General features: G+C 74.1%; 21 protein-coding genes. 13 read left to right on the top strand and 8 right to left on the bottom strand.

Annotated elements, in window-relative coordinates:
• Positions 1–49: 49 nt before the first annotated feature.
• Genes BLU42_RS03440 through BLU42_RS03430 form a run of 3 tightly spaced genes read left to right on the top strand, consistent with a single transcriptional unit; the run spans position 50 to position 4,016 of the window.
• A complete protein-coding gene (locus BLU42_RS03440) occupies positions 50–511 on the top strand; it encodes a MarR family winged helix-turn-helix transcriptional regulator (protein ID WP_091073265.1) in 462 nt (153 codons plus the stop codon).
• Positions 508–3,156: an MFS transporter gene (locus BLU42_RS03435; protein ID WP_197680601.1), complete on the top strand. Its 2,649-nt coding sequence runs from the start codon at positions 508–510 to the stop codon at positions 3,154–3,156. The genes BLU42_RS03440 and BLU42_RS03435 overlap by 4 nt, the downstream gene beginning before the upstream one ends.
• Positions 3,153–4,016, top strand: a complete 864-nt coding sequence (locus BLU42_RS03430; RefSeq protein ID WP_091073263.1) for a YceI family protein — start codon at positions 3,153–3,155, stop codon at positions 4,014–4,016. The genes BLU42_RS03435 and BLU42_RS03430 overlap by 4 nt, the downstream gene beginning before the upstream one ends.
• A gap of 12 nt (positions 4,017–4,028) precedes the next feature.
• Here BLU42_RS03430 and BLU42_RS03425 read toward each other — a convergent pair whose 3' ends face one another.
• The gene (locus BLU42_RS03425) at positions 4,029–4,895 is read right to left on the bottom strand and encodes an iron-siderophore ABC transporter substrate-binding protein (RefSeq protein WP_197680600.1); all 867 of its coding nucleotides are present in this window, start codon (positions 4,893–4,895) and stop codon (positions 4,029–4,031) included.
• 713 nt (positions 4,896–5,608) lie between these two features.
• Between BLU42_RS03425 and BLU42_RS03415 the strand changes: the two genes are divergently transcribed.
• The 4 genes from BLU42_RS03415 to BLU42_RS03400 are packed head-to-tail and all read left to right on the top strand — an operon-like array spanning position 5,609 to position 8,292.
• Positions 5,609–6,328 carry an aspartate/glutamate racemase family protein gene (locus BLU42_RS03415; RefSeq protein WP_269458014.1) on the top strand — a complete coding sequence of 240 codons (720 nt, stop codon included), beginning with the start codon at positions 5,609–5,611 and terminating at the stop codon, positions 6,326–6,328.
• 48 nt (positions 6,329–6,376) lie between these two features.
• On the top strand, positions 6,377–6,757 hold the full coding sequence (locus tag BLU42_RS03410; RefSeq protein WP_091073260.1) for an ArsR/SmtB family transcription factor: 381 nt from the start codon (positions 6,377–6,379) through the stop codon (positions 6,755–6,757).
• Positions 6,754–7,878: an ACR3 family arsenite efflux transporter gene (arsB, locus tag BLU42_RS03405; RefSeq protein WP_269458013.1), complete on the top strand. Its 1,125-nt coding sequence runs from the start codon at positions 6,754–6,756 to the stop codon at positions 7,876–7,878. Before BLU42_RS03410 ends, arsB begins: the two co-directional genes overlap by 4 nt.
• Positions 7,879–7,887: 9 nt before the next feature.
• Entirely contained in the window at positions 7,888–8,292 is a 405-nt protein-coding gene (locus tag BLU42_RS03400; protein ID WP_091073259.1) for an arsenate reductase ArsC, read from the top strand.
• A 399-nt stretch (positions 8,293–8,691) separates the two neighbouring features.
• Here BLU42_RS03400 and BLU42_RS03395 read toward each other — a convergent pair whose 3' ends face one another.
• A complete protein-coding gene (locus BLU42_RS03395; protein WP_091073258.1) occupies positions 8,692–9,615 on the bottom strand; it encodes a glycoside hydrolase family 25 domain-containing protein in 924 nt (307 codons plus the stop codon).
• Positions 9,616–9,817: 202 nt separating this feature from the next.
• Between BLU42_RS03395 and BLU42_RS03390 the strand changes: the two genes are divergently transcribed.
• The 3 genes from BLU42_RS03390 (at position 9,818) to BLU42_RS03380 (ending at position 11,446) form a co-directional block, all read left to right on the top strand.
• Entirely contained in the window at positions 9,818–10,318 is a 501-nt protein-coding gene (locus BLU42_RS03390) for a MarR family winged helix-turn-helix transcriptional regulator (protein ID WP_157719750.1), read from the top strand.
• 161 nt (positions 10,319–10,479) lie between these two features.
• Positions 10,480–10,716, top strand: coding sequence for a hypothetical protein (locus BLU42_RS03385; RefSeq protein WP_157719749.1), 237 nt, complete (start codon positions 10,480–10,482; stop codon positions 10,714–10,716).
• Between the two features lie 79 nt (positions 10,717–10,795).
• On the top strand, positions 10,796–11,446 hold the full coding sequence (locus BLU42_RS03380) for an SDR family NAD(P)-dependent oxidoreductase (protein ID WP_091073255.1): 651 nt from the start codon (positions 10,796–10,798) through the stop codon (positions 11,444–11,446).
• A gap of 3 nt (positions 11,447–11,449) precedes the next feature.
• Here BLU42_RS03380 and BLU42_RS03375 read toward each other — a convergent pair whose 3' ends face one another.
• The 4 genes from BLU42_RS03375 to BLU42_RS03360 are packed head-to-tail and all read right to left on the bottom strand — an operon-like array spanning position 11,450 to position 16,267.
• Positions 11,450–12,697: a cation:proton antiporter domain-containing protein gene (locus BLU42_RS03375; RefSeq protein ID WP_197680599.1), complete on the bottom strand. Its 1,248-nt coding sequence runs from the start codon at positions 12,695–12,697 to the stop codon at positions 11,450–11,452.
• Positions 12,698–12,757: 60 nt separating this feature from the next.
• A complete protein-coding gene (locus BLU42_RS03370; protein ID WP_091073254.1) occupies positions 12,758–13,489 on the bottom strand; it encodes an LmeA family phospholipid-binding protein in 732 nt (243 codons plus the stop codon).
• Entirely contained in the window at positions 13,482–15,734 is a 2,253-nt protein-coding gene (locus tag BLU42_RS03365) for an MMPL family transporter (RefSeq protein WP_091073253.1), read from the bottom strand. The genes BLU42_RS03370 and BLU42_RS03365 overlap by 8 nt, the downstream gene beginning before the upstream one ends.
• Complete coding sequence (locus tag BLU42_RS03360; protein WP_091073252.1) at positions 15,731–16,267, bottom strand: hypothetical protein; 537 nt, start codon at positions 16,265–16,267, stop codon at positions 15,731–15,733. The genes BLU42_RS03365 and BLU42_RS03360 overlap by 4 nt, the downstream gene beginning before the upstream one ends.
• A gap of 140 nt (positions 16,268–16,407) precedes the next feature.
• Between BLU42_RS03360 and BLU42_RS03355 the strand changes: the two genes are divergently transcribed.
• Positions 16,408–18,168: a chloride channel protein gene (locus tag BLU42_RS03355; protein ID WP_231918418.1), complete on the top strand. Its 1,761-nt coding sequence runs from the start codon at positions 16,408–16,410 to the stop codon at positions 18,166–18,168.
• Positions 18,169–18,302: 134 nt separating this feature from the next.
• A complete protein-coding gene (locus BLU42_RS03350) occupies positions 18,303–18,980 on the top strand; it encodes a fasciclin domain-containing protein (RefSeq protein ID WP_091073251.1) in 678 nt (225 codons plus the stop codon).
• A gap of 91 nt (positions 18,981–19,071) precedes the next feature.
• Here the strand turns inward: BLU42_RS03350 and BLU42_RS03345 are convergent, their stop codons facing one another.
• Both BLU42_RS03345 and BLU42_RS03340 read right to left on the bottom strand, forming a co-directional pair.
• Positions 19,072–20,346, bottom strand: coding sequence for an ArsB/NhaD family transporter (locus BLU42_RS03345; RefSeq protein WP_091073250.1), 1,275 nt, complete (start codon positions 20,344–20,346; stop codon positions 19,072–19,074).
• Positions 20,346–20,795, bottom strand: coding sequence for a CBS domain-containing protein (locus tag BLU42_RS03340; RefSeq protein WP_091073249.1), 450 nt, complete (start codon positions 20,793–20,795; stop codon positions 20,346–20,348). Before BLU42_RS03340 ends, BLU42_RS03345 begins: the two co-directional genes overlap by 1 nt.
• A gap of 278 nt (positions 20,796–21,073) precedes the next feature.
• Here BLU42_RS03340 and BLU42_RS03335 point away from each other — a divergent pair, with 278 nt between their 5' ends.
• Positions 21,074–21,598: a sigma-70 family RNA polymerase sigma factor gene (locus BLU42_RS03335; RefSeq protein WP_157719748.1), complete on the top strand. Its 525-nt coding sequence runs from the start codon at positions 21,074–21,076 to the stop codon at positions 21,596–21,598.
• Positions 21,599–21,627 lie beyond the last annotated feature (29 nt).

Here is a 21,627-nt window from a genome sequence, read left to right as displayed (position 1 = left end):
GTCAGGCAGACGCGGGCCCAGCCCGCGCTCGACCCCGGGGGAGGCGTAGGTGGCGACGGTGACGGCCTGCGACGAGCTGGTCGGCACCCTGGCGGGGCTGGTCAAGGTCGAGCGCGACCTCGTCCGGGGCCCGTCGATGACGCCGGGCGTGCTCCTGCTCGACGCGGTCGAACGGCTCGGTCAGCCGAGCCAGTCCGACCTCGCCCGTGACCTCGGGCTCACCGGGTCCACCGTCAGCCGACAGCTGGCCTCCCTCCGCCGGCTCGCGCTGGTGGCCGCCGAGACCGACAGCCGGGACGCCCGCAGCCGCCGCATCGGCCTGACCGAGGAGGGTGCGGCCGAGCTCGAGCGGCGCAGGGCCGCGCTCAGCGCCGGGCTGGCCGAACGCCTCGACCACTGGGGCGACGACGAGGTCGCCGCGCTCGTCTCCCTGCTCGACCGCTTCACCCGCAGCGTCGCGGCGTACGAACAGCCGCCCGCCGGCCGGAACACCGAAACGAAGGAATCATGAGTCAAGCAGCCACGATCGCCCCACCCACGGCGACCACCCAGGAGACCGCTCCGCACGACGGCGCTCCGCAGTTCACGATGTCGCACCGCCAGATCCTGGAGGCCCTGACCGGCCTCCTGCTCGGCATGTTCGTCGCGATCCTGTCCTCGACGGTCGTGTCCAACGCGCTGCCGGTGATCATCCCCGACCTCGGTGGCAGCGAGTCCGGCTACACCTGGGTGGTGACGGCGGCGTTGCTGGCCACGACCATCTCGACCCCGATCTGGGGCAAGCTCTCCGACCTCTTCTCCAAGAAGCTGCTGGTCCAGATCGCGCTCGTGCTCTTCGTGGTCGCCTCCGCCGTGGCCGGGCTGTCGCAGAACATGGGCACGCTGATCACGATGCGCGTCGTGCAGGGCATCGGCGGTGGTGGCCTCACCGCGCTGGCGCAGGTGATCATGGCCTCGATGATCGCGCCGCGCGAGCGCGGCAAGTACTCCGGCTACCTCGGCGCCACCTTCGCGCTCGCCACCGTCGGTGGCCCGCTGATCGGCGGGGCGCTCACCCAGCACCTGTCGTGGCACTGGTGCTTCTACGTCGGCATCCCGTTCGCGGTGGCCGCCTTCATCGCCCTCCAGGTCACGCTCAAGCTGCCGGTGGTCAAGCGCAAGGTGCACATCGACTACCTCGGCTCGATCCTGCTGGCGGCGGGCGTCTCCTCGCTGCTCATCTGGGTCTCGCTCGCCGGCAAGAGCTTCGACTGGTGGTCCTGGCAGACCTGGCTCATGGTCGGCGGCGGCGTCGCTCTGATCGCCCTGACCGTGCTGGCCGAGCGCACCGCGCCCGAGCCGATCATCCCCCTGCGCTTCTTCCGCAACCGCACGGTCGTCATGTCCGCGCTGACCAGCCTCTTCGTCGGCATCGCGATGTTCGGTGCGACCGTGTTCCTCAGCCAGTACTTCCAGCTCGCCCGCGGCGAGACCCCGACGATGGCGGGGGTCAAGACGATCCCGCTGATCGCGGGGCTCTTCCTGTCCTCGACCATCTCCGGCCTCGTGATCAGCCGGACCGGTCGGTGGAAGGCCTTCGTCGTGTCCGGCGGCGTCCTGCTCACGGCGGGGCTCGGCCTCATGGGCACGATCGCGTACGACACCAACTACTGGGTCGTCGCGCCCTACATGCTGCTCATCGGCGCCGGCGTGGGCATGATGATGCAGAACCTGGTCCTCGCGGTGCAGAACATCATCGCCCCGCAGGACCTGGGCGCGGCGAGCTCCTTCATCGCCTTTACCCGCTCGCTGGGTGGCGCCATCGGCGTCTCCGCCCTCGGGGCCCTGCTCGGGCACCGGGTCACCAGCCACCTCACCGACGGCCTCGCCGCCGCCGGGATCGACCCCGGCCAGGCGGGCGCGGCGGGCGGCGGGGGCATCCCGAACCTCTCGGCGCTGCCCGGGCCGATCCGCACGATCGTGCAGAGCGCGTACGGGGCCTCGATCGCCGACGTCTTCCTCGTCGCCGCGCCCTTCGCGCTGCTGGCCTTCGTCGTCTCGCTCTTCCTCAAGGAGGTCGTCCTCCGCGGTCGCCAGGAGCAGACCGCCGAGGCGTTCGGCGGCGAGGTCGAGCAGCACTGGAACGCCCCGGAGGACCACGCGGGCAGCGAGCAGGCCCGGACGGTCCAGCAGACCACCGACCACCACGGCGTCCACCCGAACCGGAGCAACGGCCTGGTCAGCGCCGGGGGCCCGGCCAACGGCACGGCCCGCCGCGCGGTCGACGGCGTCAGCCACGAGCTGGACCCCAGGATCCCGCCGACGCAGGCGCACCCCTACCCCGAGCCGGAACCCGCCCCGCCGCAGCTGCAGGTCTCCGGGGTCGTGCGCCAGAGCGCCTCCCGCCCGCTCGCGGACGCGCAGGTCACGCTGGCCGACCAGTCCGGGCGCCAGGTCGGACGCACGGTCAGCGACGCCGACGGCCGCTACACGCTCCCCCTGGCCCACGGCGGCACCTTCCTGCTGATCGTCGCCGCCGCCCAGCTCGCCCCGACCGCCAGCCTGGTCGCGATCGGCGACCAGCCGGTGGTCCGTGACGTCACCCTCGCCGGCCGCTCGGCCATCACCGGGCGCGTGCTGCGCCACGAGCGCCAGGACGACAGCGACCAGCCGGTGGCCGACGCGCTGGTCACCCTGACCGACGTCACCGGCGAGGTCGTGGGCTCGACGCGGACCGGGTCCGACGGCGGCTACAGCTTCGAGCGGCTGATGGGCGGCAGCTACGTGCTGACCGCGCAGTCCCCCGACCACCGGCCGCTGGCCCGCGGCATCGAGGTGGCCGAGTCCGGTGCGCTCGCCTGCGACCTGGTGGTCACCGGGGGCGGTCGACTGGCCGGGACCGTGGTCGCCGGCGACGGTCGCGCCGTGCGCGAGGCCACGGTGACGCTGGTCGACGCCGAGGGCCAGGTGGTGGCCGCGGCGACCACCGGCGAGGACGGCGACTACCTGTTCGACGACCTCGGCGCCGGCCGGTACACGCTCACCGCGGCCGGGTACGCGCCCGTCGCGCTCCCCGTCACGGTCGAGGAGGACGCGGTCTCCGCGCTCCGGGTCACCCTGGGCGCGGGCGCCGAGCAGCAGGACGTGCGCGCGGACGCGTCCGTGGACCACCGATGAGCACGACGGGCCCGCTCCCCGGGACCCGGACGGGCACGGGACCGGTCGCCGCGACCCCGGGGACGACCGCGTCGGGCCGCGTCCTCACGGGCGAGGGCTGGCCGGTCGCCGGGGCCACGGTCACCGTGCTGGGTGCCGACGGGCAGCAGCTCGCCCGTGCGGTCGCCGGCGACGACGGCGGGTTCACGCTGCCGGGCCTGCCGCCCGGCCCGGGGACGCTCCTGGTCGCCGCGGCGGCCCACGAGCCGAAGGCGCAGACCGTCGTCGTCCCGGCCCAGCCCGGCTGGGGCATGGGCGACCTGAGGCTGACCCGCCTGGGCGGCACGGGTGTGCCCGCGCCCGGGATCTACGTGCTGGACACCGCGCACTCCACCGTGAGCGCGCGGGCCCACCACCTCGGGCTGGCCACCGTCACCGGCCGGTTCACCGACTTCGCCGGCGCGATCACCGTCGACGAGGACGTGACCCGCTCGCGCGTCGACGTGGAGATCGTCGCCTGCTCGATCGAGACCGGGAACGCCCAGCGCGACGCCCACCTGCGCTCGCCCGACTTCCTCGACGTCGAGCGCCACCCGACCCTGCGGTTCGAGGCCGAGCACCCGCGGCGGGAGGGCACCGGCTGGGTGCTGCCGGGCCGGCTCACCCTCGTCGGCACCACGCGACCGGTCGAGCTGCAGCTCTCCTACCTCGGGTCCGGCCCGGACCCCTGGGGCGGCGTCCGCGCCGCGTTCAGCGCGAGCACCGAGCTGAAGCGGCAGGACTTCCGGCTCAGCTGGAACCAGGCGGTCAGCGCGGGCATCGCCGTCTTCGGCACCACCTTGCGCGTCTCGGTCGACGTCGAGGCCGTCCTGCAGACCTGACTGCCGGACCGCTCAGCGGCCCAGCGCCTCGGCGAGCAGCGGGGTCAGCTGCTCGACCGCGTACGGGGCCGACAGCACGGTGTTGTAGGTCATCGCGCCGCGGAGGTCGATGTCGGGCTGGACGATCGCGCCCCGCTTCGCGACGGGGAGCCCCGCGAGGATCTTGTCCCCCTCGACCTGCGCGCGCGACGCCTCGTCGGTCAGCATGACGACCACGTCGCCGTCCAGCAGGTCGACCCGCTCGGACGAGACGGGCACGAAGAAGCTGTCCCCCTTGTCGAGCGCCGCGATCTCGGCCGGCAGCTCGAAGCCGAGCTGGTCCAGGACCTGGCCGCGGGCGTCGCCCGAGAGGTACGCGCCGTACTGGTTCTGGTAGGGCAGGACCGCCGTAGCGGTGGCGCCGGCGAACCGGGGGTTGGCCTCCACCGCCGCGTCGAAGGCGGCGTCGGCCGTGGCGATCAGCTCCTCGGCGCGGTCCACCTCCCCCATCGCCTTCGCGATCAGACGCGTCGCGTCGTTGCGGCTGGCCGTGTACGCCGCGACCCCGGCCGGTCGCGCGACGACGGGCGCGATCTGGCTGAGCTGGGCGTAGACCCCGTCGTCGAACCCGGCCGACACCCCGACGATCAGGTCGGGCGCGAGCGCGGCGACCTGCTCGAGGTTGGGCTCGGAGTCGCTCTGCAGCACCTCGGGCTTGTCCCCCGTCACCAGCGCCTCCGCCCAGGGTCCCAGGCGGTCGGGGAAGAACGCGTAGCCGGTGGTCGCGACCGGGGTGGTCCCCAGCGCCAGCACCGTGTCGACGTCGGTCACCCCCAGCACGACCACCCGCTGAGGCTTGGCCGGGATCGTGGCGGTGCCGAACGTGTGCTCCACGCTCACCGGGAAGGCAGCGCCCGACGAGGTGCTGGGCGCGGCACCCGAGGGCCCGGGAGCGGTGCTGCAGCCGGCGAGGAGCAGGACCCCGCCGAGGAGAGCACCGACGACGACGCGGGATCACCGCCGTGGCGCCGGTCCTCCCGCTCGCTCGCGTGCATTCGTGGAGACGTCGTCAGTGATCAACATGAGGTTAGGCTAACCTAAGCCCTAGCGAATGGCCCGAGGTCGCTTCCACGGTGGAGGTGGTGACGATCGGCTGGCAGCGAGCGCTGGTGCGCCTGCTGAGTACGGGCGAGCGAGTTGTCCGGATGACCGGGGTCGAGACCTCCTTCCCTCCTACCGACGGGTGCTCCTCCTCACTCCGGGCTTCGTCCGCGGGCTCGCTCCACACCCGACCACCTCGGTGCGGCTCCGCCTCAGCCCGGCCTGGCCGTCGGCCCGGACCAGGAGGGGTCCCAGCGCGGAGAGCAGGACGGCCAGCGCCGAGAGCACCACGAGCAGCACCGTGACCAACGGACGGCTGCGGAAGGCGTCACCGACCCACCGGTGCGCCGACGGCACCAGGCCTGCTCAGCAGCGGTCGGCGACACCCGCGCACCCTAGGCCGCGTCCCTGGTCGTGCACGATCGACGGCCGGTCGATCTGAGACGTGGGCAGGGTGGGCGGGGGCCTGTCCCCGTCGCGGCGCCGGGCAGCCGGACTGGCATGCTCGGGTCGTGCCGACGGACGGACCCCGGGTCATCGGGTTGCTGGGCGGGATGAGCTGGGAGTCCAGCGCCGAGTACTACCGGCTGGCCAACGAGCTCGTGCGCGAACGGCTCGGCGGCCTGCACTCCGCGCGTCTCGTGCTCGCCTCCGTCGACTTCGCCGACGTCGAGCGGCTCCAGGCCGCGGGACGGTGGGAGGACGCCGGGAGGCTGCTCGCCGAGGCCGCCCGGGGCGTCGAGGCCGCCGGTGCGGAGATGCTGCTGCTGTGCACCAACACGATGCACGTCGTCGCCGACCAGGTGCAGGCGGCGGTCTCGGTGCCGCTGCTCCACCTCGCCGACGCGACCGCCGCCGCCGTACGCCGCGACGGGCTCACGACGGTGGGCCTGCTCGGCACGACCTTCACGATGGAGAAGGCCTTCTACCGCGACCGGCTCGCCGCCCACGGCCTGGACGTGCTCGTGCCGGACGCCGGGGACCGGGCCCTGGTGCACCGGGTCATCTACTCCGAGCTCTGCCTGGGGATCGTCGACCCGGCCTCGCGCCAGGCGTACCGCGAGGTGATCGAGCGCCTGGTCGCCGCCGGTGCCCAGGGCGTCGTGCTCGGCTGCACGGAGATCGAGCTGCTGATCGGCGACGAGGACAGCGCCGTCGCGGTCTACCCCACGACCCGCCTCCACGTCGAGGCCGCGGTGGCCCGGTCGCTGGAGGGGTTCGCGCAGCCCTGACCCAGGACGCGCAGCCCGCCCTGCATCGATCGATGTCAATATAGAGCGGTGACGACGTCCGTGGTCCTCGACCCGACCGAGGCGGTGGCCTGCTGCGCGCCGCTCGCGCGCGAGCCGCTGACCCACGAGCAGGCGGAGCAGGTCGCGCCGGTGCTGAAGGCGCTCGCGGACCCCGTGCGGCTCCGGCTGATGTCGATCGTGGCGTCCCACGACGGGGGCGAGGCGTGCGTCTGCGACCTCCTCGCCTGCTTCGAGCTCTCCCAGCCGACGATCAGCCACCACCTCAAGGTGCTGCACACGGCCGGGCTGCTCGAGCGGGAGAAGCGCGGGACCTGGGTCTACTACCGCGTACGCCCCGGGGTGCTCATCGACCTCGCCGCGCTCCTCGCGCCCACCGCCGGCACGGCGTCCTCAAGGAGCTGCCCGTGAGCGGCCGCACCGTCGAGCGGGCGAGGCCCGAGCCGGCGACCCGCGCCCGCCTGTCCACCGTCGACCGGCTCCTGCCGGTCTGGATCGTCGCGGCGATGGCCCTCGGCCTGCTCCTCGGGCGGGTGGTCCCCGGGCTGGCCGGCGCCCTCGACGCGGTCACGATCGGCTCGGTGTCGCTGCCGATCGCGCTCGGCCTGCTGGTGATGATGTACCCGGTGCTGGCCAAGGTCCGCTACGACGAGACCCACCGCGTGCTGGCCGACCGTCGCCTGATGATCACGTCCCTGGTGATCAACTGGGTCGTCGCGCCGGCCTTCATGTTCGCCCTGGCCTGGCTCTTCCTGCCCGACCTGCCCGAGTACCGCACCGGGCTGATCGTCGTCGGCCTCGCGCGGTGCATCGCGATGGTGCTGATCTGGAACGACCTCGCCTGCGGCGACCGCGAGGCCGCCGCCGTGCTGGTGGCGCTCAACTCCGTGTTCCAGGTCCTCGCGTTCGGTCTCCTCGGCTGGTTCTACCTGCAGGTGCTGCCCTCCTGGCTCGGGCTGCCGACGACCTCGGCCGGCTTCTCCGTCCGGGCCGTCACGGCGAGCGTCCTGGTGTTCCTCGGCGTCCCGCTCGTCCTCGGCCTCCTGACCCGGACGGTCGGGGAACGGCGGCTCGGCCGCGAGGGCTACGAGAGGCGGGTGCTGCCGAGGATCGGGCCATGGGCCCTGTACGGGCTGCTGTTCACCGTCGTCGTCCTGTTCGCCCTGCAGGGCCGGACGATCACCTCCGAGCCGCTGCACGTCGCCCGCATCGCGCTGCCGCTGCTCGTCTACTTCGCGGTCGTGTTCACGGCGAGCCTGCTCGTCGGCCGGGCCCTGCGGCTGGGCTACCCGCGGGCCACGACGCTGGCGTTCACCGCCGCCGGCAACAACTTCGAGCTCGCCATCGCCGTCGCCGTCGCGACCTTCGGCGTCACCTCCGGCCAGGCGCTCGCCGGCGTCGTCGGCCCGCTGATCGAGGTGCCGGCCCTGGTCGGCCTGGTCCACCTGAGCCTCTGGGCGCGCAGGCACCTCTTTCCCGAGCCCACCGAGCCGGTCGAGCCGGGGGTCCCGGCACCCGCGTACGAGAGCTGAGGAGCAGCCATGAGCGCCAGGCCGAGCGTGCTGTTCGTCTGCGTCCACAACGCCGGCCGGTCGCAGATGGCCGCGGCGTTCCTCACGGCCCTCTCCGGGGGACGCATCGAGGTCCGCTCCGCCGGCTCGGCGCCGGCGGACCAGGTGAACCCCGCCGCGGTCGCGGCGATGGCCGAGGTGGGCATCGACATCACCGCGGAGAGGCCGAAGGTCCTCACCGACGCCGCCGTCGTCGCCTCCGACGTGGTCGTCACGATGGGGTGCGGCGACACCTGCCCCTTCTACCCCGGCAAGCGCTACGAGGACTGGGTCCTCGACGACCCCGCCGGCCAGGGCCTGGAGGCGGTGCGCCCGATCCGCGACGAGATCCGCCGCCGCGTCGAGGACCTCGTCGCCGGGCTCCTCCCGGCCTGACGCGTGAAGGGTGCCGGGGAGCGAGGTTGGGCTCGCCCCCCGACACCGCACGCACGGTGACGAGCACCGTGCCACCGACCCGCCCGTACGCGGGTGCGCTGTCGGAGAGCGGCTCCCGCGGGGCGTCGGCGGTCTGGTGGGTGGTTCGTCGCCCTGGCGGGTCCGGGGTGCCTCCGCGCAGTCACGTTCGCATAACGGAGAGCGGCGGGGCCGCCCGTTGCGTCGGAGCGGGCTTACGCGGTAAGCCTGGTGCCGGCGTCGGCGGCCGTTCCGGGGTGTCCGTCCGCCGACCGCGGCCGCGGGCTCTCGAGCGCGGGTCGCGAGGTCGGAGAGGGCGGCCCCACGGTCGCCCTCCCGGCTGGCTCTGCCCGCAGGCCCGTCCGAGCCGGCTGGTCCCGCTCAGAGGCAGCTCGTGTCGTGGTCGAGCTCCCCGACGACGTGCTGGACCATCACGACCTGGCCCCCGGTCAGGCCGGTCGCGGCCGCGCAGGTCAGGCGCGCGTCGTGGGCGTCCGAGGCACCGGCCAGCCAGCTCGGCAGCCCGAGCAGCGCCGCGCCCACGACGGGGACCGCACCGGGAGCGACGTCGAGCGTGCCACCGACGACCTGCCGCCACTGGTGGGCCGTCGAGTACAGCCCGACGCGTGCGCCCTCGGAGCGGTACATCTGCGCCATGCCCTCGAGCGCGGCGGTGTTGCGCGCCAGCGCGCCGGTGCCGCCCTCCTGCCACGAGTTCATGGTCTCGACGTCCAGCCACCAGGTGTAGTCCGCCGCCCTGTCGCTGAGCCCGGCCTCCCGGGCCGCGGGCGCGAACCGCTCGTCGACGCTCTCCACGGCGCGGTTCCACCCGTACTGCCAGGAGCAGGCGAGGTCGTTCGCGCCCGAGGTGCGACCTTGGGTGGTCGTGCACGGGCCGTACGGGTTGCGGCGCCGCTCGTCGACCGTCCCGGTGGAGCGCCGTCCCCGGGGATCGACGTCGTCGGTGGGCCACGTGGTGACGGCGTACGCCTCGAGGACCTTCCCGGGGTTCGCCGTGTTGACGTAGAGCTGGACGCGCGGCTGCCCCGGCACGATGCTGCCCGGGATCGCGTGCGCCCAGGCCAGCTGCTCGGCGAGGCAGGGGTTCGTCGTCGAGGAGATCCCCCCGTTGACGCCGACGACGGCGAAGGCGAAGCGGTCGGAGGGTTGCGTGCCGCACTGCGGCCAGGAGACGTCGACCCCCGTCCTGGGTCCCGGGACCGCCGCGGCAGCCGGTCCGGCCAGCGCGACCAGGACGAGGGCCGACGCGAGGAGGGTGAGATACGTCCGGACGAGTGCTCTCATCGTGTCGAGCTGCTCCTTGGCTCCGGCCTCGGCCTGGAGCGGGTCGGTTTGGTGGACGGCGTGAGGACCAGGGGCGCGGGTCTCGGACCGACGGGTGACCTGTGCCGAACCCTTCGAGAAAACGAAACTTACCGCAACTCTTGCGCTAGAGCAAGGTCCTTTGCCAGCGCGACCAAGGGCCGCGGACCGATACGATCAGCAGGTGACGAGCACGGACGCCACGGAGCCTGAGACCCACGGGTCGGCGGCGGCCGAGAGGGACCCGGTGGAGGTCGTCGTCGGGGCTGCGCGCGTCTTCTCCGCGGTGACGGCGGAGTCCATCGCCCAGGCGGGCGACAGCGTCACCCTGCCCCAGCTCCGGGTGCTGACGCTGACCGCCACGCGGGGAGCCCTCAGCAACGGTGAGATCGCCTCCGCCCTGGGCGTCCACATCTCCAACGCCAGCCGGCTGTGCGAACGCCTCGTGCAGGCGGGCCTGCTCGCTCGGCGCGACTCCCCCAGCGACCGCCGGCAGGTGCAGCTGACGATCACCGAGCGCGGCACCCAGCTGCTCGAGACGGTGACGGACCACCGTCGCGCGGTCTTCACCGAGGTCCTCGGCCTGCTCCCGGCGTCGCAGCAGGCCGCACTCAGCGACGCGCTCGCCGACTTCACCCGCGCGGCGGACCAGGTCCTCCGCGCCCCGCGCGCCTACCTGCCCTGACCCGGTGCCGGACAGCGGCCCCGACCCCGCCCCCAGCGCACACGGACATCACGAACCGGTAACGACTGAGCGGCAATGTTTGCGTCTGAGCAATTGATGCGGCAACGCTGGGTTCATCCGAGCGGCGGCTGACGCTCGCCGCGCAGAGCTCAGGAAGGACGGTGGCAGCCGTGGAGACCTGGCTGGTCACGTTGATCGTGGTGGTGGTCGTGGCGGCCGTGCTGGTGGCGGTGACCATCGCGCGGAGGGGACGACGGCGCCAGCAGTCGGAGACCATCGGGCTCCCTCCCCTCGGCGCCGTCGGGGGCGACGGACCGGCGGTGGTGGAGCCCGAGCCGGTCGACGACCAGGACGCACCGGGTCCCCGCCGGGCGGCGACGGACCGCCCCCTGCCCTGAGCGTGCACGCGGGAGCGGGGTCGTCGACGTCGGACGTGCCGGCTGCTCGTCCGCCGGCGCTGGAGAGGGGGACCTCCCGGTGAGCACGCAGCCGCGCAGGAGCCGGGTCGTCGCGGTGACCGGGGCCTCCGGCAGGATCGGACGGGCCACCGCGCGAGCCTTCGCGGCCTCCCGTACGCGCGTCGTGCTGATGGCCGACCGGGACTCGCGTCCGCTCGAGGGTGAGGGTCTGAGGCGGGCGGCGGAGGAGGTGCGGGCCACCGGAGGCACAGCGGTCGTCCTGCCGCTCGACGTCGGCGACCCGACGGCCGTCGCCGCCGCGGTGGATCGCGTCGAGGCGGAGGTGGGGCCGATCGACGTGTGGGTGAACGCCCCGGCCGACCGTGCCGCGTCCGACGGGGCCATGGGTCCGGCCGACCGCCAGCACCTGTCCGAGGTGGGTTACCTGGGCTCGGTCTACACGACGAAGGCGGTGCTCGCGCCCATGATCGAGCGCGACCGCGGGACCGTCGTCCAGGTGAGCCGGGCCGAGGCCGGGCGCTGCGCCGAGGACGGGCCCGACGGCCCGGGGACGGCGCGGGCGATCGAGGGCTTCCACGGCTCGCTGCTCGGCGAGCTCGGTCGTCTCCGGAGCCGCGTGCACCTGACGATCGTGCCGGTGACGGCGCCCGAGCCCGAGGGCACCGCCCGTGCGGTCGTCGCGGCGGTCGACGACGACCCCTGGACCTGACGGCTACCGGTCGACGGGGTGCGCGGTCTCGGGCTGCGGCCGCTTCCTGTCGTCCGGCACGCCCGCGATCTCCTCGACGCTGAAGAGCCGGGCCACGGGGACGTCGGTGCTGGAGTGGGCGACGATGCTCAGACCGATGCAGACCGCGATCAGCTCGTAGGCGTCGACGGCCTGCGGGATCCCGGAGTGCAGCACCAGCAGGCCGTACACGACCGAGGCGAACCCCTTGGGCCCGAACCACGCCGCGGCGAACAGCTCCTTGCGCTCGAGCGGGCTGCCCAGCAGGGAGAGCACCAGGGACGCCGGCCGGACGAGCACCAGCGACAGGACGGCCACGACCCAGCCGCCCAGGCCGATGCTCGCGAAGAGGCTCGGCGTCAGCAGGGCCCCGAAGACGAGCAGGGCCGCGAACTTCGCCAGCTCGGCGAGCTGCTCACCCAGCTCGGAGAACGACTCCTGAGCAGCAGGGTTGAGCCGCGCCACCACCGCACCGCCGGCGAAGGCGGCGAGGTACGCGTTGGCGCCGCTCAGGTGGGCGACGGCGTAGAGCAGGATGCCGACGGCCAGCGGCCCGAGCGGCTGCAGCCGGGGCTCCGCACCCAGCCCGGGGATCCGGAGCAGCAGGTGGATCAGCACCGGCACCACCACGCCGAGCGCCAGACCTCCGACGAGCTCCAGCGCCACCGCGCCGAGCCCGGTGTGCTCGCCGCCGCCCCCGGGGCTCCCGGCCGCGCTGATCAGGATCACGACCACCGGGAGCGCCAACCCGTCGTTGAGGCCGCTCTCGACGCTCAGCAGCCGGCGGAGGCGGGCGGGGACGTCACGGCGCCCGACGATGGCCGAGGCGAAGACGGGGTCGGTCGGGGCCAGCACGGCCGCCACCAGCATCGCGGTGACCCAGTCGAAGCCGGCCACCCAGTGCGCGAGCACGGCGACCCCGCCGAAGGCCAGCGGCATGCCGATGCCGAGGGCGCGGGCGGGCTGGCGCCACGACCCCTCCCCGCGCAGCGTCCGCAGGGCGGTCCCGTCGACGAACAGCACGGTGAACAGCGCGAGGTCGGCCAGGTCTCCCACGATCGGGCTGTCGGGGTCGAGCCGCACCAGGCCGAAGCCGCCCTCCCCGACCAGCGCCCCGGCCAGCAGGAAGACCAGCGAGGTGGAGAGCACGGTCCGCGCTGCCACCCCGGAGACGAGCACCGAGACCAGCAGGCAGACCGCGAACAGCAGCACCAGCATCACCGTCCGCATCATGCCGTGCGGACGGTTCCGGCGGTCGCGGGCCCGGGCGCCGGTCCGGGGTCGGCGGTCGCGTCAGGGCTGCAGCACGACGGCGTCCCCGGCCGCCTGGACGACCAGGCCGTCGGCCGTCGGCCGGACGCCCGTGAGGCGCTGCGAGAACGGCAGGCTGCCCAGGGGCACGGTCACGCTGAGGCGCTGCCCGAGCAGGAGCCGGGCGGCGTCGCCGAGCACCGATCCGCTGGTGACCGCCTGCGGCGTCAGCTGGAGGTTCCCCTCGTCGACGGAGAGCGTGACGTCGGCGCTCGCGTCGACCTGCTTGCCGAGCACCTCCACCGAGCCCGTGAGCGTGACGCCCTCACCGTCCGGTCCGGGAGCGACCGTCAGCGGGCGCCCGGTCGCCTCGAGGTAGGAGTTCAGGGCCGGGTAGGTGAGGACGGCCGTCTCCTCGGAGTGCCCGACGCCGATGGCGCGGACGTCGCGCACGAGGACGTCGTGGAACGGCACCCGGACGTCGGTGAGGTCGGCGTCGAGGGACTCGACGACCAGCGGGCCGTTCCTCAGGCCGCGCGCCGAGACGTGCACCCGCCCGTACGCGCCCCGGACGACCTGCGGGAGGAAGAACCGGCCGTCGATCTCGACGACGGGCTCCTCGGCGACTCCGGTGGCCGCCTGCACGTCCTGCGCGACGAGGGACTCCGCGCCCACCCTCGCGAGCACGTCGGCGCCCCAGGTGAGGAGCAGCAGGGCCAGGACCACGAGGGCGGCCGGCAGCCAGCCCCCTCTGCGCCGTACGTCGTCAGCCACGGCTGCCTCCTGCCGGTTCCGGGTCGGGTGGGAAGAGCCCCGCGCGGGGAGCGCGGCGGGGCCAGAGCGCGAGCCGTCCGAGCAGCGTCAGGACCGCGGGCGTGAGGAACGGACGCACGACGAAGGTGTCGAGCAGCAGACCGACGCTCATGGCGAAGGCGATCTGGCGGAACGTCGCGAGCGGGATCACCGCGACCAGCGCGAAGGTCGCGGCGAGGATGGCCCCGGCCGTCGTGATGGCGTGGGAGGCCCGCGGCACCGCGACGACCAGCGCCTCGTCCATCGGGCGACGCCGGGCCTCGTTCCAGATCGCGCCGACCGAGAAGACGGTGTAGTCCGCGCCGAGGGCGACGAGCAGCACCGCGGCGGCGAACGGCGCGTAGAAGGTCAGCCCCTCCTGACCGAGGACGTCCTGGAAGAGCCAGGTCGTGAGACCCAGCGCCGCGGCCACGCTCAGCACGCTGCACGCCAGGAGGACCACCGGTGCCAGCAGGGCACGCAGGTAGAGGGCGAGGATGACCAGCTCGATGGCCATCGCCACGAGCAGGGTGATCTCCAGGCTGCTGCGCGTGAGCTGGCCGACCTCGCCCGCGATCAACGTCTGCCCGGTGAGGGCGACCCGGGCGTCCGGCAGCCCCGAGGAGGCGGCCAGCCCCGCGGCGCGCTGCTGCAGCAGGCGGGCGTTGGAGACGGCCCTCGCAGCCAGGGGGTCGCTGTCGAAGACGACCAGGTAGCGCGCGGCGTCGCCGGAGGTGGAGAGCACGAGGCCGCGGGCCCGGTCCGAGGGCAGGTCGGCCGGCCCGATGACCCGGGCCACGCCGGGCTGGCGCGCGAGCTCGTCCTCCAGCCGCGCCAGCTCGGGGCGCTGCGCCGCGACCCCCTCCTGCTCGACGAGGACTTCGGTGGGGGCCGTGATGCCCCGCAGCCCCGCGTCACCCAGGAGCTGGGCGCCCCGGTAGACGCCGTCGTCGCGGGGCAGGCCCGCCGTGAAGGAGAGGTCGAGGCGTGCGTGGGCGAGCGGCAGGACGGCGATCCCGAGCACCGCGACCACCATCAGCACGGCGACCGCGGCCGGCCCCCGTCGCGTCAGCCTGCGCACGAGACCCTCGAGGCGGTCGCCGTCCTGGCGTCGTCGCGCTCGACGGCGGGTCGCCGCCCGGCGGGACCCGCGGATCGGGAGCACCGTGAACAGCCTCCAGCCCATGACGGTCATGAGGGCCGGTGTGAGCGTCAGGCACAGGGCCAGGCCGACCAGCACGGTCAGGGCCAGGGCCGGCCCGAGCCCCCGGAACACGCCGAACGGTGCCGCCAGCAGCGCGATGGTCCCCCCGGCCACCGTCAGGCCGGCGACCGCCACGACCGAGCCCTCCCGCCGCAGGGCACCCCGAGCGGCGAGCACGGAGGTCCGGCCCTCGTCGAGGCCGTCGCGGAAGGCGGCGAAGAGCAGCACGCAGTAGTCGGTGACGACCCCGAGCAGCAGGGCCACCAGCACCGGCTCGAGCTGGGACGGCACCTCGAAGCCCAGCCGGTCGGCGATCGAGGACAGCAGCGGGAAGTACACCGCGTAGCCGGTGCCCGCGACGGCGAGCACCGTCAGCGGGGCGAGCAACGAGCGGAAGGCGGCCGCGACGACGAGGACGATGAGCAGGACGCTGGCGATCTCGAAGAGCCGGAGCCGTGAGCGCAGGTACTCGCCCTGGGCCACCTGGGCGGGGACGAACCCGGTGACGTACGTCTGCACGCCCACCTGGTTGTTGAAGTGCGACGCGTACTCCTGCCCCAGGCGGACGGAGTTGCGCAGACCCGTCCCGTCGGACATGAACAGGTACGTGACCGTGGTGTCCGAGCGCCCGGTGGGCAGCGGGATCGCGGCCTCGATCGACCCGGGAGGGGCGCCGCCCGGCGCGTCGAGGACGTCCTGCGTCGTCCCGAGGGCCCACAGCACGGAGTCGGCGCGGGTCAGCACGCTCAGCCCGTCGGGCTGGTGCACGACCAGCGTCGTGCCGGTTAGCACGGGCACCCGGAACTGCTCGAGGATCCGCTGCTCGACCTGCAGCACCGGGCTCGTGGGCGAGACCAGGTCGCCGAAGCCGCCGCCCCCGCCGCCGTGCGAGGGCACCAGGAGCGTGATCAGGGTGGCGAGCAGGAGCCAGGCGCCGACGACGACCCAGCGTCCGGACGTGACGGCGGCGCGGTAGGCGCGTCCCGCCCGTGCCGACGCGCGCCCGAGGACCGTCCTCGTCAACGGGTCGGGCCGGGCGTCGAGGGGACCACGGGCGGCGGCGTGGTGAGCGGAGCCGTCGGCGCGTCCGAGGGGTCACCGCCCACAGCCGCACCCACGCGGCAGTCCGCCAGGTCGCGCGCGAGCCGGGGCTCGACGGGTTGCAGCCGCCGCACGACGTCGTCGAGCGCCATCAGGTCCACCTCGTCGACCGCGCGGCCGAGGTCACCGAGCACGGCGTACACGTCCTGGGCCTCGTTGAGGACCCCGAGGCAGGCGGCGTTGACGCGGACCTCCGCGCCGGGGGGCACGGTCCGGTCCTGCCCCGGCCCCGGCTCGGCGGTCCCCCCGCTCCCGGCGCGGGAGGCCGACACGAAGTCCGGCGTGGTCACGTCCAGCAGGCCCACGACCAGCACGCCGACCACGAGGCCCGCCGCGAACAGGACGATCTTCGTCCACAGCGCCGTGGAACCGGGCCGGCGGTGCCCCAGCCCCTCGTCGTCGTGGGACTCGCTCGCCGACGGCGCACCCGCGTCCGGCCCTTCCTCCTCGGCCACTCGCCCTCCCGACGCTCAGCGGTCAGACGGGTCGGTCTCGGCGCGCCCGTCGTGAGCGAGACCCTACGTGCAGGGACGGGAGGTCCCCGGTCGGCCAGGCCGGTGTTTGCGCTGGCGCAAGCATCTGGCACGATGCAGGGGTGGCGAGGGTGGCGGTGGTCGGGCCTGCGGGTCGGGTGGTGCGCTCGCGTCGGCTGGGTCTGCTGGCGCTGGCCCTGCTGGTCGGGCTCGGCGCCGGGCTCGGCGCGGTGCTGTTCCGCCTGATGATCGAGAACCTGACCCGGCTGTTCACCGGCTACACCGACTACGCCGCGGTCCCCGGGCGCGCGCACGGGTACCTGCCCGGGGTCGGCGGCTGGTTCGTGGTGCTGGCCCCCGTGCTGGCCGGGGCCGTGTACGGGCCGTTGGTCCAGCGCTTCGCGCGTGAGGCCCGGGGCCACGGCGTCCCCGAGGTCATGCTGGCCGTCGCCCGCAACGGCGGCCGCATCCGACCTCAGGTGGCGGCGGTCAAGGCCGCGGCCAGCGCCCTCTGCATCGCCGGCGGCGGGTCGGTGGGACGTGAGGGCCCGATCGTGCAGATCGGGTCGGCGCTCGGGTCGTCGCTGGCCCAGCTCTGCCGGCTGGACGAGCGGCGGATCCGGCTGCTGGTGGCCTGCGGGGCTGCCGGCGGCATCTCCGCGACCTTCAACGCGCCCCTGGCCGGCGTGTTCTTCGCCATGGAGCTGATCCTGCGCCAGTGGGCCGCCGACTCCTTCGGCATGGTCGTCGTGGCCTCGGTGACCTCGAGCGTCGTCGCCCGCGGTCTCCTCGGCGACGTCCCCTTCCTGCCGCTGCCGCCGTTCCACGTCGAGCACCTCGTCGAGTACCCCCTCTTCGCGCTGCTCGGGCTCGTGGCGGGTCTCACCGGGGTGGGCTTCTCGCGGGTGCTCTACCTCGTCGAGGACCTCTGCGACTGGGCCTGGCGAGGACCGGAGTGGCTGAGGCCGATGGTGGGCGGTGTGGTGCTCGGCGGGCTGCTGCTGGTCCTGCCCCAGATGTACGGCGTCGGCTACCCCGTCCTCGGCCGGGCCGTCGACGGCGGGTACGCGATCGCCTTCCTCCTCGTCCTGCTGGTGGGCAAGGTCATCGCCTGCAGCCTCACGATCGGGATCGGCGGCTCCGGCGGCGTCTTCGCCCCGAGCCTCTTCTGCGGCGCCATGGTCGGCGCGGCGTTCGGCGAGGTCGTCCAGGCCGTCGCCCCGTCGGCCGGCGGGTCGGTGGGCGCCTTCGCCCTGGTCGGCATGGGTGCCGTCTTCGCCGGCGCGGCACGCGCGCCGATCACGGCGGTGGTGATGCTCTTCGAGCTCACCGGCGAGTACACGATCATCCTCCCGCTGATGCTCGCGATCGTGCTCGCGACCGGGATCAGCCACCTCGTCTCGCACGACACCGTCTACACCCGCAAGCTGCTGCGCCGCGACATCGACATCGACGAACCGGCCGACGCCCGGCTCGCGCGCCAGCCGCTGGGCACGGTCATGGGTCCGACGCCCCCGTCGGTCGTCGCCGACACCCCGCTGCGCGAGGTCGCCGCGCTGTTCGCCTCCTCGGGAGCGGGTTCGCTGCCGGTGCTCGACCCGGACGGCCGCTACCTCGGGGTCCTCAGCGCGCACGAGATCATGGACGCGGTGGCGTCCGGCGAGGACACCGACGTGGGGTCGCTCTGCTCGCCCGCGGAGTCGGCGCACGTGTCCGAGCCGCTGAGCAGGGCCGTACGGCTGCTCGACGCAGGGGCGCCCGCGGTCGCCGTCGTCGACGACCAGGACACCCTCGTCGGGTGGGTCGGGGCCCGCGACGTGCTCGCGGCCTTCGGCGGGCCGTCCGTGCCCGAGCGGCCCGCCACCGCGGCGCAGGTGCGCTGACCGCCCCGCCGCGGTCGGCCCGCCCCGACGCCGGCCGCGCGCGGACCACCGGAGCAGCGGCGGGTCTACGCTGGCGTCCCCCGTGCGGCCCGTCGCTCGGGTCCGGCCGGGGCAGCACCGACGGAAGAGGTCCGATGTCCAGACGCCGTGGAGGGCACGTCCCGCGCACCCGTGCCCTGGTCGCGCTCCTGCCGCTCGCCCTCGTCGGGTGCACGTCGAGCACCGAGACCCCCTCGTCCCCGGGGACCTCGCTGGTCACGCCGTCGCCCAGCGTGCCCTCCCTCGTGTCGACGCCGTCCGGCACGACCCCCAGCCCGTCCCGGGACGACGCGTCCACCGGCACACGTCCCTTCGGCCCCGGGTGCTCCCGCATCCTCGGGGACGACGAGGCGGACGTGGAGCGGCTGTCCGCGTCCGACGTGGTCGACGCGCTCTCCCAGAGCCCGACGCTGACCCGGCTCGGGCGGGCGGTCGGGGAGGCAGGTCTCGTGCAGGAGCTCGAGGGCGAGGACGGTGCCACCCTGCTCGCACCGGACGACGAGGCGTTCTCGAGGCTCGGCCGCGCGGACGCGGCCCGCCTGCTGGGAGACCGCTCGACGCTGGTGCGGGTGGTGCGGACGCACGTCCTGCCCGAGCGGCTGGGACCCGAGGAGCTGGTCGGTCGCCACCAGGCCCTCAGCGGGGCGACGGTCGAGGTGACCGGCTCCGGCACGGACCTGACCGTCGACGGGGACGCCCGGGTCGTCTGCGGCAACATCCGGACGTCGAACGCGACGATCTACGTCATCGACCGGGTGCTGGTGCCGCGCTGAGGTGCCACCCCGCGGGACCGGCGGGCCGACCCGCCGGCGCTCGTGGGTGAGCAGGGACCCGGCCTGCACCCGACCCCGGACCCGCGGCGCGTCAGTAGCGCAGCAGCACGTAGGGCGTCGCGATCGCCAGCGTCACGACCGCGACGACCGAGCCGTACTTGGTGAACTCCCAGAACGAGATCGGGTGGCCGTTGCGCTTGGCGATGCCCGTCACCACGACGTTCGCGCTGGCGCCGATGGCCGTGGCGTTGCCACCGAGGTCGGCCCCGAGCAGCAGGGCCCACCACAGGCCCTCGCGCCCGGCCAGCGGACCCTCGGCGGTGAGCTGCTGCACCACCGGCGCCATCGTGGCGACGTAGGGGATGTTGTCGACCGCGGCCGACAGCACCGCCGACCCCCAGAGCAGCAGCATCATCCCGCGCACCGGGCTGTCCCCGATCGCCGCCGCCAGCCCGTCCGCGAGGTGCCCGACGGCGCCCACCTCGACCAGCGACCCGACGAGGATGAACAGGCCGGCGAAGAAGAGCAGCGTCTCCCACTCGATGTCGGCGAGGTAGGTCTGCGGGCTGAGGCCGCTGATCGCCACCAGCAGGCCGGCACCGAGCAGCGCCACCACCGACGGCTCCAGGTGGAGCACCGGGTGCAGGCTGAAGGCGGCCAGCACGGCCGCGAGGACGGCGAGGCTGCGGACCAGCAGGCTCCGGTCGCGGATCGCCTCGCGCTCGTCGAGCTCCATCACCTCGGCGACCTGGTCGGGGTCGGCGGTGAAGTCCCGCCGGAACAGCACCCGGCACAGCAGCACGAAGGCGACGAGCATCACGGCCACCACGGGCGCCAGGTTCACGAGGAAGTCGTTGAAGGTGAACCCTGCCCGGCTCGCGACGATCAGGTTCGGCGGGTCGCCGATCAGCGTCGCCGTGCCGCCGATGTTCGAGGCGAGCGCCTCCGCGATCAGGTACGGGACGGGTCGGACCCCGATGCGGTCGCAGACCAGCAGCGTCACCGGCGCCACGAGCAGGACCGTGGTCACGTTGTCCAGCCCGGCGGAGGCGACGGCGGTGATCAGGCAGAGCAGCGCCATCACCCGGAAGGGTCGCCCACGGGCGCGCTTGGCCGCCCAGATGGCCACGTACTCGAACACGCCGGTCTGGCGCAGCACCCCGACGATCACCATCATCCCGAAGAGCAGGAAGACGACGTTCCAGTCGACCCCGGTCTCCTCGGAGAAGAACGCCTGCTCGGGCCCCACGATGCCCACGGCGAGGACGACGCCCGCCCCGGCCAGGGCGGCCACCACCCGGTTGACCTTCTCGGAGGCGATGAGGGCGTAGACGACGACGAAGACGACGACCGCGACCCACAGCATCAGGTGAGGGGCCCGCAGACCAGCTCGAGCAGGTGCGCCGCGGTGACCACCCCGACGATGCGCCCGTGGTCGAGCACCGCGCACAGCGGGCTCTTGAGCCGTGCCATCACCGCGGCGAGCTCGAGCACGGTGTCGTCGGCCTGCAGCAGGGGCAGCTCCTGCGGCCGGTCCGGCAGGAGGTCGCCCACCGTGGCGCTGACGAGCCGCTGGGCGATCTTGTCGGCGGCCTTCTCCCCCAGCACCCCGGCCAGCGACGGGTCGCGCTGGACGTAGTCGGGCACGATGTAGCGCACGATCTGCGAGGCCGGCAGGACCGCCTTGGGCCGGCCGTCCACCTCCGTCACCACCAGTCCCGGCAGGCGCCGCTCCGACAGCAGCCGAACCGCTTCCAGCGCCGGCACGTCGACCCCGACGACGGGGTACTCCTCCGCGATCTCTCCTGCACGCACCCGGCCACGGTAGCGACTCCCCGGCCCCGCGAGCGCCGCCGTCATCAGGAGCGGCGGACGGCGCGGAGGTGGCGGAGGTGACGATCGTGCATCGATGGTCCCGGTCGCGCGCTGCCGTGGCCGGGGACGGCGTCCGGTGTGGCATGGTCGGTCGGGTCGGCTCGGGGGCCGGACCGGCTCGTCTGACAGATCGGCTTCCCATGACCGCCTCGTCGCGATCATCCCGCCCTCCCACGCCGCACCGGCCCGACCCGCGAGGCACCGGGCTGGCGCCCCTGATGGCCCGGGTGCAGGACGGGGACCACGACGCCTTCCGCGACCTGTACGACCACAGCGTCGCCGTGGTGCACGCGACCGCCCTACGCACCACCCGGTCCCCGGAGCACGCGGCCGAGGTGGTGCAGGAGGTGTACGTCCACGCCTGGCAGCGCGCGCGGGACTTCGACCTCGAGCGTGGCCCGGTGCTGGGCTGGCTGGTCATGCTGACCCACCGCAGGGCGGTGGACCGGGTGCGCACGGAGACCAGCGCGAGGCTGCGGGACCAGCGCGACTTCCACCGCAGCGACACCAGCACCCCCGACGTCGCCGACCTCGGCGTCGCCCGGCACGAGGCGAGCCGGCTCCGGATCGCGGTGCGGGGGCTGTCGGAGAAGCAGCGCACCGCGGTCACCCTGACCTACCTGCAGGGCTACACGGTGCGGGAGGCCGCCGGGATCCTGGGGATCCCCGAGGGGACCGTGAAGACGCGCACCCGGGACGGCGTCGCCGCGCTGCGCGACCACCTCGGCGCGCAGGCCGCCTGACGGAGCACGTCCGCGGGAGCGAGGTGCAC

This window comes from Microlunatus sagamiharensis, from assembly GCF_900105785.1.
In the GTDB taxonomy this organism is placed as follows: domain Bacteria; phylum Actinomycetota; class Actinomycetes; order Propionibacteriales; family Propionibacteriaceae; genus Microlunatus; species Microlunatus sagamiharensis.
Note: the sequence above shows the minus strand (reverse complement) of the source record. Positions and strands in the feature narration are given on the sequence as shown.